The sequence below is a fragment of the Streptomyces sp. D2-8 genome (genome assembly GCF_023184515.1).
Lineage (GTDB): Bacteria > Actinomycetota > Actinomycetes > Streptomycetales > Streptomycetaceae > Streptomyces.
The window spans coordinates 32,907-47,236 of the sequence record NZ_JAAHBP010000029.1 but is presented as its reverse complement, the minus strand read 5'-3'; the positions used below and the strand labels follow the sequence as shown (position 1 = coordinate 47,236).

Below are 14,330 nucleotides of genomic sequence, written 5' to 3'. Positions count from 1 at the left end.
CCTTGACCAGTGGGCAGCACATTCCTAGCTTGTGCCGTCGAAGCATCGGAGAATTCTTCGAAATGTTTCGAGATTGTCCGCCCCCCCCAAGGAGGCCCTCTGATGTCTCTTCGCCCACCGTCCCTGGTCCGCCTGAGGCGCTTACTCGCCGTCCTCGCACCCTTGCTGCTCGTGGCCACCTTCCTCGGTGCCCAGCCCGCCGGCGCGGCGACCGTAGACCCCAACGCCTCGTATGTGCTGGTCAACCGCAACAGCGGCAAGGCCCTGGACGTCTACAACATGGCGACCGGCGACGGCGCCCGCATCACCCAGTGGACCAGGAACGATCAGACCCAGCAGCAGTGGCAGTTCGTCGATTCCGGGGGCGGCTACTACCGCATCAAGTCCCGCCACTCGGGCAAGGTGCTGGACGTCCACAACTGGTCCACCGCGAACGGCGGCTCGATCGTCCAGTGGGCCGACCTGAACGGCACCAACCAGCAGTGGCGGCTGGCCGACAGCTCGGACGGCCACGTGAGGTTCATCTCTCGCCACAGCAACAAGGCCCTCGAAGTACAGGGCGCCTCCAGCGCCGACAGCGCGAACATCGTCCAGTACGACGACTGGGGCGGCACCAACCAGCAGTGGCAGCTCGTCAAGGTCGGGGCGGACAGCCCCGGCGGCCCGTGCGATCTTCCGTCGACCTACCGCTGGACATCGACGGGCGCGCTGGCGCAGCCCAAGCCGGGGTGGGTCTCGCTCAAGGACTTCACCGTCGTCCCCTACAACGGCAGGCAACTCGTCTATGCGACGACGCACGACACGGGGACGAGTTGGGGTTCGATGAACTTCGGCCTGTTCACCAACTGGTCGGGGATGGCCTCGGCCAGCCAGAACACGATGTCGGCCTCCACCGTCGCGCCCACGCTCTTCTACTTCGCGCCGAAGAACATCTGGGTGCTCGCCTACCAGTGGGGCGGGACCGCCTTCTCCTACCGGACGTCGAGCGACCCCACCAACCCCAATGGCTGGTCATCCCCGCAGGTGCTCTTCTCCGGAAGCATCACCGGCTCCGGAACCGGACCCATCGACCAGACGCTCATCGCGGACGGGACGAACATGTACCTGTTCTTCGCCGGTGACAACGGCAAGATCTACCGGGCCAGCATGCCGATCGGGAACTTCCCGGGCAGCTTCGGCTCGTCGTACACGACGATCATGAGCGATACGACGAACAACCTGTTCGAAGCCCCGCAGGTCTACAAACTGCAGGGCCAGAACCGCTACCTCATGATCGTCGAGGCGATCGGCTCGCAGGGCCGCTACTTCCGCTCGTTCACGGCCACCAGTCTGAACGGCTCATGGACGCCCCAGGCCGCGACCGAGAGCAATCCCTTCGCCGGCAAGGCCAACAGTGGCGCCACGTGGACCAACGACATCAGCCATGGCGAACTGATCCGCACCAGCGCCGATCAGACCATGACCGTCGATCCCTGCAATCTGCAGTTGCTCTACCAGGGGCGCAGCCCCAACTCCGGCGGCGACTACGGCCTCCTGCCCTACCGTCCGGGGCTGCTGACACTGCGGCGCTGACGGCGTGACACGAGTCCGGCTCCGGTAGGGAGCCGGCGTGGCGGGCTCGGCGAAAGGCCGAGCCCGCCACGGTCACGCGACAACGCAAGCGCTCACACGGCAGAAGCTCCCTGATCGCGGCACATGCCAAGGGAGGTGTCTGCGGCGGAGTCTTGCCATCCCGCAGACACCTCCCTTGGCATGTGCCGCGGGGACCGCGCCCGTGAACGCCGGTCCGGCCGGCCCGAGGGCGACCGGATACAGTGCGCGAGACGGCAGCCCGGTCAGGGAGGGGACGCGTGACCGACACCAGCAACACCCGACCCGCCGACAGCGAGGCGCAAGCTCCGCGGCAGAGCCGACTGCACCGCCTGATGCGCTACCTCCCCCTGATCGCCCCCGTCCTGCTGTGGACCGTGCCCTGCTGGGTGCTCCTGCACACCGGCCAGCACTGGCCGCTGCCCGTCACGCTGGCCGGCACCGCCCTGTTCGCCCTCGGCCTCGTCGGTATGCCGCTCGCGATGGCGCGCGGCCACGGCCGGCGTCAGCAGGACCGGGCGGCGATCGTCGGTGACACCCTGCTGGGCACCAGCTGGGTCCTGTTCACCTGGTCCATTCTGCTCGGCTTCCCCTTGCGGCTCGCCCTGACCGTGGCCGGCGTCGACGAGAGTCAGGACCGGGCCCGAATCGTCACGTGGGCCGTCCTCGGTGTCACCGCCGTACTACTCGCCTGGGGATACGCCGAAGCCCGCCGCGTGCCGCGCGTGCGCCGACTCGACGTGCAACTCCCACGGCTGGGTGCCGGGTTGGACGGCACCCGCGTCGTCCTCATCACCGACACCCACTACGGCCCGCTCGATCGCACTCGCTGGTCGGCGCGGGTATGCGAGACGGTGAACACCCTGGAAGCCGACCTGGTCTGCCACACCGGCGACATCGCGGACGGCACGGCCGAACGCCGCCGCGCCCAGGCCGCCCCACTCGGTACCGTGCGGGCCACCCGGGCCCGGGTCTACGTCACCGGCAACCACGAGTATTACAGCGAGGCCCAGGGCTGGGTCGACCTGATGGACGAGCTGGGCTGGGAGCCGCTGCGCAACCGCCATCTACTGCTCGAACGCGGAGGCGACACCCTCGTGGTCGCCGGCGTGGACGATGTCACCGCCGAGTCCTCCGGCCTGGCAGGCCACCGCGCCCACCTCGCCGGAGCCTTGAACGGCGCCGACCCCGACCTGCCCGTCCTGCTCTTGGCACACCAGCCCAAGTTCGTCGACCGGGCGGCAGCCGACGGCATCGACCTCCAGCTCTCCGGCCACACCCACGGCGGTCAGATCTGGCCCTTCCACCACCTGGTCCGCATCGACCAGCCCGCCCTCGCCGGCCTCAGCCACCACGGCGCCCGCACCCTCCTCTACACCAGCCGCGGCACCGGCTTCTGGGGCCCGCCGTTCCGCGTCTTCGCCCCCAGCGAGATCACCCTGCTCGTGCTCCGATCCCCGCACCTGCCCACCTCGCCGTAGCACCGGGCGGGCCCACACATCCGCTTGGAGCGCCTTGACCAGGGCAGAGGTACGTCAGTGCGAGGCGGGCGGGTAGGGCGGACGGGCCGAGGATCCGCCGCCGCGGGCTCCCTCCTGTCAGACGCCGGAGAGGGGCGCCTGACCGGGGCGGATGCCCGTCAGGTGCCCCTCTCCGCCGATGTCCTCCCCGGCACGCGGTCGTTGAGGACCGACCTAGCGCCGGTGGTTTCCGATGGCGATGACGCCCTTCGTCGTGGCGCCGGTCCTGTTGTCGTAGAGGACATCGCCCGTGGACTTCTTCCAGACCTTGATGCGGAAGGTGTCCGGGCCGTCCGTGGCGGTGACTCTGAAGGCGTAGCCGCTCTTGCCGCCCACTGTTCCGGTGCCCTGGTAGACGGCCCGGGAGCCGTTCACCACGAGCCAGTCGGAGCCGGTCGAGCGGAAGGTGAGCCGGGCGGCGCCGAAGACGAACGTGGCCTTGCCGGTGGGGACGTCCGCGCCCTTCCGGTACTGGGCGCCCAGGATGAACGCCGCCTTGCCGGTCAGTCCCGGACCTGCCGGGTAGGCACCGGCCGGCGAGGTGATCGAGCCGGCGCCGGCCAGAGGGCCGGCGGCACGGTCGTAGACGATCAGTTCCGCGAGCGTGGTGGTGTCCGTGGCCCCGTCGTCATCGGTGACCGTGACGACGGGGCGGTGGATGCCCGCGTCGTCGTAGACGTGTGCGGCGCGGCAGCCGGAGTCGGTGACCGTACCGGTCGTCAGCCGGCTGCCGTCCTTGAAGTCGATCTTGCACGTGTGACGGTCGGCCGTGCCCGGGTCGTCGAAGGACACGGTGACGACGGCGACCCTGCCCACCGGCACGGGCGAGCCGGGGCCCTTGGCGGACGTGATGGACGGGGCGGCGTTGGAGACCTTGACGGTCGCGGTGTCGGTGCCACGCCCACCGGCCAGGGTGACCTGGAAGGTGCCGTCGTCGGTGCAGGTGAGGGTCGTCCGGGCCGCCGCGGGGTCCTTGACTGCGCACGGGGCGCCGTCCTGGACGGTCCACTTGGGAGTGCCCGCCCCGGAGACGGTGCCGGCGAGCGTGATCGCCTCGCCCTCGGTGCCGCCGGCGTCCGGACCGGCGTGGACGACGGTGACCGGGTCGATGCCGCCGAGGGTCGGGACGACCTTCTCGATCAGGCCGCCGGAGTCGAACTCCAGCTTGTCGATGGTCGTTTCGCGGTGGGTGCCGTCACCGCCGGGGACGGCGAAGCGGTGGTAGGCGATGTACCAGTCGTCGGTGTTCGGGACGTGGACGACGGAGTGGTGGCCCGGGCCCTTGATGCCCAGGGACAGGTCCTTCTCCAGGATCACGCCCTGCTTGGTCCACGGGCCGGTGGGCGAGGGGCCGGTCGCATAGGCGACGCGGTAGTTCTCGTCCCGGGTGTCGTTCTCCGACCACATGAAGTAGTAGGTGCCCTTGCGCTTGATGACGAAGGTGCCCTCGTTGTAGCCGCTCGGGGTGATGTCCGTGACCTTGGAGGTGTCGATGGAGGTCATGTCGTCGCCGAGCGGGACGACGTAGGCGCGGCCGTTGCCCCAGTAGAGGTACTGCTTGCCGTCGTCGTCGGTGAAGACCGCCGGGTCGATCATCTGGCCGCGGAAGTCCCCGGCCTTCAGCAGCGGCTTGCCCAGGGCGTCCTTGAACGGTCCGGTGGGCGAGTCGGACACCGCGACGCCGATGTTCGCGTCGGCGCAGAAGTAGAAGTAGTACTTCCCGTCCTTCTCCGTCATCGCCGGCGCCCAGGCCCTGCTGTCCGCCCAGCTGACGTCCGGCCCCAGGTCGAGGATGACGCCGTGGTCCTTCCAGTGGACGAGGTCCGTGGAGGAGTAGGCCTTGAACTGCGTGCCGCTCCAGCCCTCGAAGCCGTCGGTCGTCGGGTAGAGGTAGAAGGTGTCGCCGAAGCGCACGATGTTCGGGTCGGCGTTCAGACCCGGCAGGACCGGTGTCTTCATGATCAGTGCCGACACGGTCCAGGTGCGCTTCGCGCCGTCGGAGCCGGTCACCTCGTACGTCACGGGCTTGGTGAAGTCCTGCACGCTGCCGGAGGCGGGGCTGATCGACGCACCGTGGGCGAGGCTGAACTCCGGTGCCAGCGCGGTGATGTCCGTGCCCGCCTTCAGCGGCAGCGTGACCCCGCTGTCGGCGTCGTCGATCAGTGCGTCGACCTTCAGTGCCGGGTGCGTCACCTTGGCGATGCCCGTCGTGTTGCCGCTGAGCTCCTGGACCTCAGCGGCCGACAACGCCCGGTCGTAGACGCGGAAGTCGTCGACCTCGCCGCCGAAGTACGGGTCCGCCCCGTACAGCGACCTGCCGATGTAGCCGCTGTGGTCCTTGTTCGCGTCGTACAGGTCGGCCGGCTTGATGCCGACACCGGTCGCGCGGGCCGCCTCGATGCCCTCGACGTACAGGACCATCGTGCCGGTCGCGCCGTCGAGGGTCACGGTGACGTGCCGCCACTGCCCCGGCGTGAGCTGCGAGCCGGCCGTCACCTTGGACTCCGCCTGCCAACTCGCCTTCGTGATCGCCGAGTACAGCTTGGAGTTGCCGTTGGACGGAGTGGCGAACAGGTACTTGTCGCTGTCGGGGCCCAGCCCGAACAGCCACTGGAAGCCGTCGCCGCCCTTCCACTTGGCGTACGTCGACACGGTCACGCTGTCGGCGTTCTTCAGCACGCCGTTCGGGATCTTCACGTACGGAGAGGTGGTGGAGCCGCTGGAACCGCCGGACATCTTGAACGAGCCGCCGTGCACGCCGCTGCCGAAGTCGGGCGTGCGGACGTAGGTGCCGTGGTGGCCGTGGCCGCTGGAGTCGCGGGCGATGCTGCCGCTCGTCTCGTCGAAGTCGTACCGCAGGAGCAGGTCGGCCGGAACATCGGAGCCCTCCTGCGACACGGTGACCTCGGCCCGGACGGCAACCGCGGCGCCGTTCGGCAGGCTGCCGGTCACGGTGAAGGTGCCCGGCTGTGCGTACGACGACGCCGGTACGTCCGCCCAGTCGACGGAGACGGGCCGCTCGACGCCGTCGGCGTACTCGGCCACCACCGTGGCGGGCAGGACCGGGGCCTCACCGACCCGCGTCTTCACCGACACGTCCTCGACTCTCTTCACGAGCTGGTCGGGCTGGTAGGCGCGCAGCAGCCGGTCGTACTCGGCCTGGGTGACCGGCAGCACGGTGCCGTGGCGGGGTTTGGCGGGCAGGTCGTAGCCGGTGGAGGGGGTCCAGGTGCCGGAGTCGAGGTCGGTCGTCTCGAACGGGATGTAGCCGCGGCCGCCGAACTCGTCGAGGAACGCGTACCACTTCTCCTCGGTGTTGGACTTGAACACCAGCGGTCCCTCGGCGGCGTTCATCGCGCCCTTGCCGATGCCCTCGGCGACGGCGGTCCAGGACGGGTTCAGGATCGAGTCGCTCTTCTCCTGGAAGATGAACTTGCTATTGGGGGTGGAGGAGCTGTTGTTCCGTTCGTCCTTGGAGAGGCGGTAGTACGTGCCGTCGTGCCGGATCATCGTGGAGTCGATGACCGAGTAGCCGCGGTCGATCCAGACCTTGGGCTCGCTGAAGGTGTGGAAGTCACGGGTGGTGGCGTACATCATGCGGTTGTACGTGTCGCCGGAGTGGTCGGCGTTGTCGTACAGCTTCGACGCCCAGAAGACGACGTACTCGCCGCGTTCGGCGTCGTAGAACGCCTCCGGCGCCCAGGTGTTGCCGGCGCTGTCGGGTGACACCCTGACCAGGCGCTGGTTCGTCCAGTGCACCAGGTCGGTGGACTCCCAGACCATGATGGACTTGCTGCCGGTGCGCTGGGAGGCGTCCCAGTCGCCGTTGCCGTAGATCCTGAGGTCGGTGGCGATCTGGTAGAACTTGTCGCCCTCCGGGGAGCGGATGATGAACGGGTCGCGCAGGCCCTTCTCGCCGAGCGTGGAGGTGAGGACCGGTTTGCCGTCGTTCAGCTCACGCCAGTGCAGCGGGTCGTTGCCCTTGCTGAGTGCGGCGTAGAGCTGTTCGCCGTCCGAGGTGCCCTCGCCGGTGAAGTAGCTGAACATGTACCCCTTGAGGGCCGCCTCGGCGGGCAGTTCGGGCACCTTGGCCGTCATGACGCGCGTGACCTCGGCCTCGCCCTTGGTGACGGTGGCGGTCAGCTCGACGGTGGTGGCGCCGTCGCCGTGCGCGGGGCGGTGGACCTCGCCGGTGGCGGAGACGACGTCCGGCTTCGCGGAGGACCAGGTCACGTTCGTGCCGAAGGCACCGCTCCTGGGCAGGGTGAGGTTGCCGCGTGCGTCGTCGAGGTTGTGGACCGTGAGCGCCTCGGCGGCCTGCCGGGCGGAGGCGGCGTCGTCGAGCGCGGGCCGGACCGTGACGTCGAAGGTCTTGGTGCCGGTCACGGTGCCCTTCTTCAGGGTCGCCGTGAGCGTGGCCCGGCCGTCCGGCGAGCCGGCCTCGGGGCGGGTCACCTTGCCGGTGTCCGACACCACGGACGGGTTGTCGCTGTCCCAGCTGATGGCGGAGCCGCCGGCCGGGCCGGTCCTGGGCAGGTCCAGGTCGGAGGTGACGCCGCTGGTGTCACCGAGGCTCAGAGCCTCCTTGTCGTCGGCGACGCCCTGCGTGGCGACGGGGAGGGAGAGCTGCTCGACCTCCGGGCCGTCCAGCGCCCGGTCGTACACACGGAATTCGCGGATCCGGCCCTTGAAGAGCTTGTCGCCGTCGTAGACCGACTTGCCGATGTAGTTGGCCTTGGTGCTGCCGGAGCCGATGGCACCGGGCGTGGTGGTGACCGAGGTGTTGCGGCCGACCTCGACGCCGTCCTCGTAGAGCACGCCTGTGGAGCCGGTCTGGGCGTAGGTGATGTGCTTCCACACCCCGCGGGTCAGGTTGTGGGAGTCGGACGGCTTGGTGGTCTGCTCGGTCGACCAGTTGCCCGTCGCGACGGAGGTACGGAAGGAGTTCCCCGTGGTGAACAGGTAACCGTTGCCGGTCCCCGCGCTGGTGTTGCCGAAGCCGTAGAGGAAGTAGGGCGTGCTCTGGGCGGAGTCGATCAGTACGTCCATGGAGACGGTGATCGCGTCCATGCCCTTCATGAGGTCGTCCGGCACCTTGATGTAGGTGTCCGACCCGTTGAAGGCGAGCCCCTGGCCGGATGCCGACCAGTCGGCGGTGCCGCTGACCGTGCCGTTCCGGCCGTTGCCGGAGGCGTCGGTGACGGTGCCGCCGGAGGGTGCGTCGAGCTTGTACCAGAGGGCCAGGCCGTCGGTGAGGTCCGCGGCTTCGGCCGCCGGTGCCGTCGGGGCCGCGTGTGCGGAAGCGGTGGGTCCGGCGAGGGTGAGCAGCATCGACGCGGCGGTCAGTCCGGCGAGTTGGCCCGCCCGACGTCTCGCGCGGCTGCGAAGTCGTGCGACGTGCGTCATGTCGAGGTTCCCTGCTGAGGCATGGCTGATGCGGACAAGGCGGAACGGAAACGACGAGGAGCCGACCAGGCGACGGCAAGTCCTTGCCGTGGGCCTGTCGTTACACGCGGGTGACGCGTGTGTTGCGAGAGTCTCAGTCGGCGCCCGGGGCAGCGTCAAGAGGTTCCGAACAATGTCCGACAGGTCGAACACATCCGTCCGACTCGCGGTGGCGTTGTCAGTGGGGGGTGGCAGCATCGGGCACATGACGGACACCACGGCATGCGACTGGCGTTCCTTCCTGCTCAGGTGGAGCGGCGAGTGGGCGGATTCACTGCCGGACGACGAGACGCGGAGCGAGGACGACGAGGCGGCGCGGCGAGCACGATGGCTCGGTTTCCCGCCCGCGTCCGAGGAGCGGATCGCAGCCATGGAGGAGCGCCTGGGCCGGCGGATGCCCCCGTCGTACCGGCGGTTCCTCGAGGTCAGCGACGGATGGCGGCACGCGGGTGGGTTCGTCTGGCTGTTGGCGGGGACCGAGGACGCGCACTGGCACGACAACGAGTCCGGACTCGCGGACCTGTTCGAGGAGTACCTGGACGAGGACGCCGGGCCCGGGGAGCGGCGGGAGGCGGACCTGTGGCGGCGCGGGCTGCAGCTCGACGTCGAGTCCGACGCCACCCACGTCCTCCTGGATCCCGAGGACGTGGACGGGGACGGTGAGTGGGCCGTCTACACCTGGGCGAGCTGGCGGGCCGCGCCGCCCGAGCGGCACGCGAACTTCCACGCGTTCATGCGGGACATGCACCGGGAGTTCCACAGCCTGCGGGCGCGCCCGGGCGACGGGGAGCCGGAGTTCGTCAACGACACCACACGGACGCTGGACGCGCAGATGGAGGAGGCCCGGCTGGAGGCGCTGCGCGGCGGCTGGGAGCGGGCCGTGAACGCGCTGGACGAGGCCAAGGAGTACGGCAGACCCCGGGCCGCCGCGCTGGGTGACCAGATACGCCGCCTGCTCGGACAGACCTCCATGGTGTACTTCGAGGGACTGGCGACGGACCCACGGTATGCGCCCGAGCTGCTGCCGCCGCTGGTCGCCGAGCAGGCGGCGCACTCGTACCGGGACGACTCCGCGCTGACGTTCCACCTGCGGGGCGCCGACGCCGACGTGGTGTCACTGGCTCACGCGACGCTGGATCAGGTGCGCAACGGCACGTACCGGTACACGGCCGCCGGACCGTTCGGGGAAGCGGTCGAGCGGGCGCGGGAGCGGGCGCGGTGGGGAGACACCGACGGGGCATGGCGGACGCTGATCGATGCTCTGTCCCTGTGGGAGCCGCTGGGACCGGACCACCTGGCGCCGCTGGGCTGGGTGGCCGACCCCGTGCTCGGGCCGCTGCTGACCCCGGAGCGGGGCCGGGAGTTGCTGTCCACGCCGAGGGGCGGGCAGGCGGGTGGGGCACCGGGTCCGACGGCCGGGCTCGACCCGGGCGGCCTGGCGTGGCTCGCGGAGCCGGACCCGGGCAACAACCGCACGTCCTACCGGTTCGTCCTGGTGGAGGGGGTGGAGCCGGACGAGTTGCCCGGACGTCTCGCGGACGGGGACGGCACCGTGCTGAACGCACCCATGACCCTCTGGGAGGCGCGCCGCGGATCGCTGCGCGACCGAAGGGAGTTCTCGTCCTACGACGACAGGGCTCTCATGGTGGTCGGCCGGGCCGGCGCCGGTTGGAGCTTCGCGTTCGAGGGCGATCCGCCCTCCTTCGACCGGCGGCGGTTCGTCTCCCCGGCCGCGGCGGCCGCCGGCGCGGGCACCCGCGCGGTGGTCGTGTGGAGCGGCCTGAGGACAGTGCACGGGGAACGGTTCTTCCACCTTTCGGTGGCTCGGGACGACGCCGAGCAGTACGCGTTCACCTACGTGGACGGAGAGGTCCGGTCAAGCGGTGCGCTACCACGGGCGCTGGACCCGAGCCGGTTCTTCGGTGACCCGGCGGACGGCGAGGGGACGGAACGGTCGCTGCTGGAAGCGGTGGCCGGCGAGTTCGGTGTCCGTCTGCCCCGTCACGCCATCGTGAACGGACGGCTGCACACGTTCACCACCCGTTCCTGGACACGACCGCCCAGGGACGGCGAGGCGTACATGGTGATCCGGGTGGGCTGAGGTGACGCGCCCCTGGCCGACGGGGAGCTGGCGGGGGAAGACGCACCGGGGAGCAGGCCCGGAAGATCAGGGCGTCGACGGCAGCCAGCCGCGCTGGACGGCGCGGACGCCGCCTTCGAAGCGGCTGCGGGCGTCGAGGCGTTCCGTGAGCTCGCCGGCGATACGGCGGGCCGTGCGCGGTGAGACGCCGAGGCGCTTGGCGATGCTCTCGTCGGTGTGGCCGTTGGAGAGCAGCAGGATGACGTTGGCCTCCTGCGGAGTGAGGCCCTGGCTGTCGCGGCGGTGGGTCTCGCCGAGCGGGGCGGCGGTCTGCCAGATGCTCTCGAACAGGGCGCACAGGGCGGTGAGGGTCCCGCTGCCGGTGAGGACGACGGCGCCCGCCGAGGTGTCGTCGCTGCTGACCGGGAGGACCGCCCGGGCACGCCACGGCGCCCCGGCTCACCGCCGCTGCGCGCCGGGCGCACGCACAGCAGGCCGATCACATCGGTACGGTCCACGTGGAACGGCAGCTCGGCGGAGCTCTCGTACCCCCGCTGCACCGGGCTGGACACGTCGGCGCCGCGGTCCTCGACCCGGCCCAGCAGATCGCCCTTTGGGCTCTGTGAAACCGGCCGGCCGAGGAGCTGCCCGAGGATCCAGTAGGCCATCTCGACCTCACGCGGATCGGTGCGGTCCACCGGGAACCCGGTCACGACGACGAATCCCGGGCCCCCGCCAGCCGCCGGTGCAGACCGGTGGCGAATGCCTCGGCCCGGGACAGCCCGGCCGGAATGGCCGCACCGATGTCGAACCATGCGCCACCCGAAATCGCCGAACGGGCGGCATGTATGAGTTCGGCGGCCACTTCGGACGGGAAGGGAATGCGCCACAGTTCTTCTCTGCCGACGAGGTGATCCCCCGACCAGACCGCCCCCGCCGGACCCTCGGCGAGCAGACCCGCCGAACTTGTTTCCTCGGTCTCCGCCATGGTCACCGTCACGACCGCCTGTCTCTCCGTGAATTCGCAGAGAAGGATTTCGCCGGCCGGGTATGCGAGTCAACGGGCTACGGCGTCCCCATTAAAGGGGACAGACGGAGGCGTTCGGATTCCCTGTCATGGCGATGCCGCCGCCCGCCTCACCTACCGGCGAGCGGGCGAAGGGGCCAACGCGGTGTTCGCCGGCTGTGTCGAACGGCCGTCGTGCAGGGGTTCAGCCATGCTGGGGCAGATGGCACCCCCTCCCTACGACAAGGAGCCCCGTATGCCCGCGGACCCGCTCGGACGATTCCTGACAGCTCTGGACCCGGAGCACCGCGCAGCGGTCGGCGCCAGGCCGCGCGAGGAACAGGAACGCCTCGCGGCGGCCTGGGAACGGGAACTGGAGTCGGACGACGAGCTCGACACCCTCGACGAACTGTCGCCGCGCGCGGCGGAGGCCGAGGCGGCCCGCCGCGTCCTGGAGCGCGAGACCGACTAGAGCGCCGAGGCTGCCCCACCGCCGCCCCACCACTGCTTCGACGCCGCCTCGACGCCGCCCCCGGCCGTCCTGATACCGCCGGGCAGCGGGATTGTCCGTGATCGGTAACAGACGGATCCGCCGGCCCCCTTCCGCCCTCTTGCCGTACGCACGGGCTCCACGGCGACGGCGAAGGAACAGAAGACATGGTGCGAAGCGGCGGACGGGGATGGTACGCCAAAGTGCTGGCGGCAGCGCTCGGGGTGACCGCGGTGGCCGGCCTGACCTCGTTCTGGAACGCGCAACTCGGCGCCACCGAAGGACGACCCGCCCAGGGCGTCTCGGCGCCCCCTGCCCAGGCGCCGGGCCGGAAGGCGGCACCGGTGTCGGCGGACATCGCGCACGCCTCGGACGCCGGCGCCCACAGCGTCAACATCACCATCGACGACGGACCGGACCCCGTCTGGACACCCGAGGTGCTGCAGGTGCTGCGGGACCACGGTGTGAAGGCCACGTTCTGCATGGTGGGCACGCAGGCTCGCGCCCACCCGGACCTGGTCAAGGCGGTGGTGGCGGCCGGGCATCGGCTCTGCGACCACACGGTCTCGCACGACGTCACCATGGACCGCAAGTCCAAGGCCTACCAGTCACAGCAGATCCTGGACGCCGAACGCATGATCACCAAGGCGTCCGGGGGCGTCCGCCCGCTGTACTACCGGGCGCCCGGAGGTGCTTTCACCCCCTACAGCCGTCACCTCGCCGCTTCCCGTGGAATGCGCCCGCTCGGCTGGAACATCGACTCCAAGGACTTCGAGCGTCCCGGCACGAGCGCCATGGTCGCCACCGTCAAGGACGAGATCTCCAACGGCCCGACCCTCCTCTTCCACGACGCGGGAGGAGACCGCTCGCAGACCGTGGCCGCGCTGCGCGAGGTTCTGCCGTGGCTGAAGGAGCAGGGGTACTCCTTCGGCTTCCCCGTGCGCTAGGCGCGGCCGGAGGAGCCGACCGGGAGGCTGCTGTGTGCCGCTGAGCCGCGCCGCGCTGTCCGGCGGCCCGGCCCGGTACCGGCCTTCGGGGGAATTCCGGGCCCGCACCGCGGTTCGGCGGCCGGTGGGTGGTACGGGCATGAGATGTCGACGCCCCCGGATCCACCCGCCTCGGCGCTGCCGCGCGTGAACGACGTCGAGTCGCGCGTGCCGGGCGTGCTGAGGACCGCGGCCGCGTACGCGTGGCGGCTCATCGCGGTCGGTATCGTCGTCCGGTTCGCCTTCTCCGTGCTCGGACAGTTCCACCGGGTCGCCGTCGCCGTCTTCCTCGGTCTCGTCATCACCGCGGTGCTCCGTCCCGTGGCGGGTCTGCTGGCCCGGTACATGCCCCGGCCGCTCGCGGTCGCCGCCGCGCTCATCGGCGGCATCGTCCTCGTCCTCGGGGCGCTGGCCCTGGTGGGTGAGACCGTGGCGGACCAGCGGACCGGGCTGGAGAAGGAGTTCGTGGCGGGGATCGACCGGATCGAGCGCCGGCTGGAGGAACCGCCCTTCCGGCTGCCCGCGGACGCGTTCGACGATCTCCAGTCCCGGATCGGCAAGCTCCTGTCGGACCACCGCTCCACCCTCATCAGTACGGCGCTCAGCGGCGCGAGCCGGCTGGTCGAGGTGCTGACCGTGCTCGCGCTGGCGCTGTTCTGCGCGGTCTTCTTCACGTACTCCGGCGAGAAGCAGTGGCAGTGGCTGTGCGACCAGCTCCCCGACCGGGCCCGCCAGCGGTTCGCGGTCGGGGCCGGGGCCGCCTGGCGGACCTTCACCGGTTACACGCACGGCATCCTGCTGGTGGCGGCGACCAACGCGGTCCTCGTGGGCATCGCGCTGTTCGCCCTCGGGGTGCCGCTCGCCGTGCCGCTGGCCCTGCTGGAGTTCCTGGCGGCGTTCATCCCCCTGATCGGTTCGCCCATCGCCCTGGCCATCGCGGCGGTCGTCGCCCTGGCGTCGAAGGGTCCGCTCATCGCCCTGGTGGTCGTGGCCCTGATCGTGGTCATCGGCCAGATCGAGGGCCACCTCCTGCACCCCATCGTGATGAGCTGGGCCGTTCGGCTGCACCCGGTGGTGGTCGCTCTGGCGGTGGTCGGCGGGGCGGTCGCCGCGGGGGTGATCGGTGCGGTGGTGGCCGTACCGCTGGTGGCCGTGGTGTGGTCGGTGTACCAGGCGCTGCGGGACCGCACGGGCGAGCCGGCCTGAGTGCGCC

At 70.3% G+C, this 14,330-nt stretch carries 8 protein-coding genes and 1 pseudogene; 6 read left to right on the top strand and 3 right to left on the bottom strand.

All coding sequences use genetic code 11. The annotated features are described in order from the left end of the window. The first annotated feature begins 102 nt into the window (after window positions 1-102). Window positions 103-1,572: a non-reducing end alpha-L-arabinofuranosidase family hydrolase gene (locus G3I77_RS36500; protein WP_248510885.1), complete on the top strand. Its 1,470-nt coding sequence runs from the start codon at window positions 103-105 to the stop codon at window positions 1,570-1,572. Window positions 1,573-1,850: 278 nt separating this feature from the next. Next, a complete protein-coding gene (locus G3I77_RS36495) occupies window positions 1,851-3,071 on the top strand; it encodes a metallophosphoesterase (protein WP_248510884.1) in 1,221 nt (406 codons plus the stop codon). A 213-nt stretch (window positions 3,072-3,284) separates the two neighbouring features. On the opposite strand, the gene G3I77_RS36490 is transcribed toward G3I77_RS36495, so the two are convergent. Continuing rightward, window positions 3,285-8,516: a family 43 glycosylhydrolase gene (locus tag G3I77_RS36490; protein WP_248510882.1), complete on the bottom strand. Its 5,232-nt coding sequence runs from the start codon at window positions 8,514-8,516 to the stop codon at window positions 3,285-3,287. A gap of 244 nt (window positions 8,517-8,760) precedes the next feature. On the opposite strand from G3I77_RS36490, the gene G3I77_RS36485 reads away from it, so the two are divergent. After that, the gene (locus tag G3I77_RS36485; protein WP_248510880.1) at window positions 8,761-10,656 is read left to right on the top strand and encodes an SMI1/KNR4 family protein; all 1,896 of its coding nucleotides are present in this window, start codon (window positions 8,761-8,763) and stop codon (window positions 10,654-10,656) included. Between the two features lie 66 nt (window positions 10,657-10,722). Here the strand turns inward: G3I77_RS36485 and G3I77_RS36480 are convergent. Beyond that, window positions 10,723-11,079: pseudogene (locus tag G3I77_RS36480) on the bottom strand (helix-turn-helix domain-containing protein); the annotation flags it as partial. Between the two features lie 265 nt (window positions 11,080-11,344). Further along, window positions 11,345-11,623 carry a hypothetical protein gene (locus G3I77_RS36475; protein WP_248510878.1) on the bottom strand — a complete coding sequence of 93 codons (279 nt, stop codon included), beginning with the start codon at window positions 11,621-11,623 and terminating at the stop codon, window positions 11,345-11,347. A 274-nt stretch (window positions 11,624-11,897) separates the two neighbouring features. Between G3I77_RS36475 and G3I77_RS36470 the strand changes: the two genes are divergently transcribed. The 3 genes from G3I77_RS36470 (at window position 11,898) to G3I77_RS36460 (ending at window position 14,323) form a co-directional block, all read left to right on the top strand. Then, the gene (locus G3I77_RS36470; RefSeq protein ID WP_248510907.1) at window positions 11,898-12,113 is read left to right on the top strand and encodes a hypothetical protein; all 216 of its coding nucleotides are present in this window, start codon (window positions 11,898-11,900) and stop codon (window positions 12,111-12,113) included. Window positions 12,114-12,298: 185 nt separating this feature from the next. Continuing rightward, window positions 12,299-13,078, top strand: a complete 780-nt coding sequence (locus G3I77_RS36465; protein WP_248510876.1) for a polysaccharide deacetylase family protein — start codon at window positions 12,299-12,301, stop codon at window positions 13,076-13,078. 144 nt (window positions 13,079-13,222) lie between these two features. Beyond that, window positions 13,223-14,323, top strand: a complete 1,101-nt coding sequence (locus G3I77_RS36460; protein ID WP_248510872.1) for an AI-2E family transporter — start codon at window positions 13,223-13,225, stop codon at window positions 14,321-14,323. Window positions 14,324-14,330 lie beyond the last annotated feature (7 nt).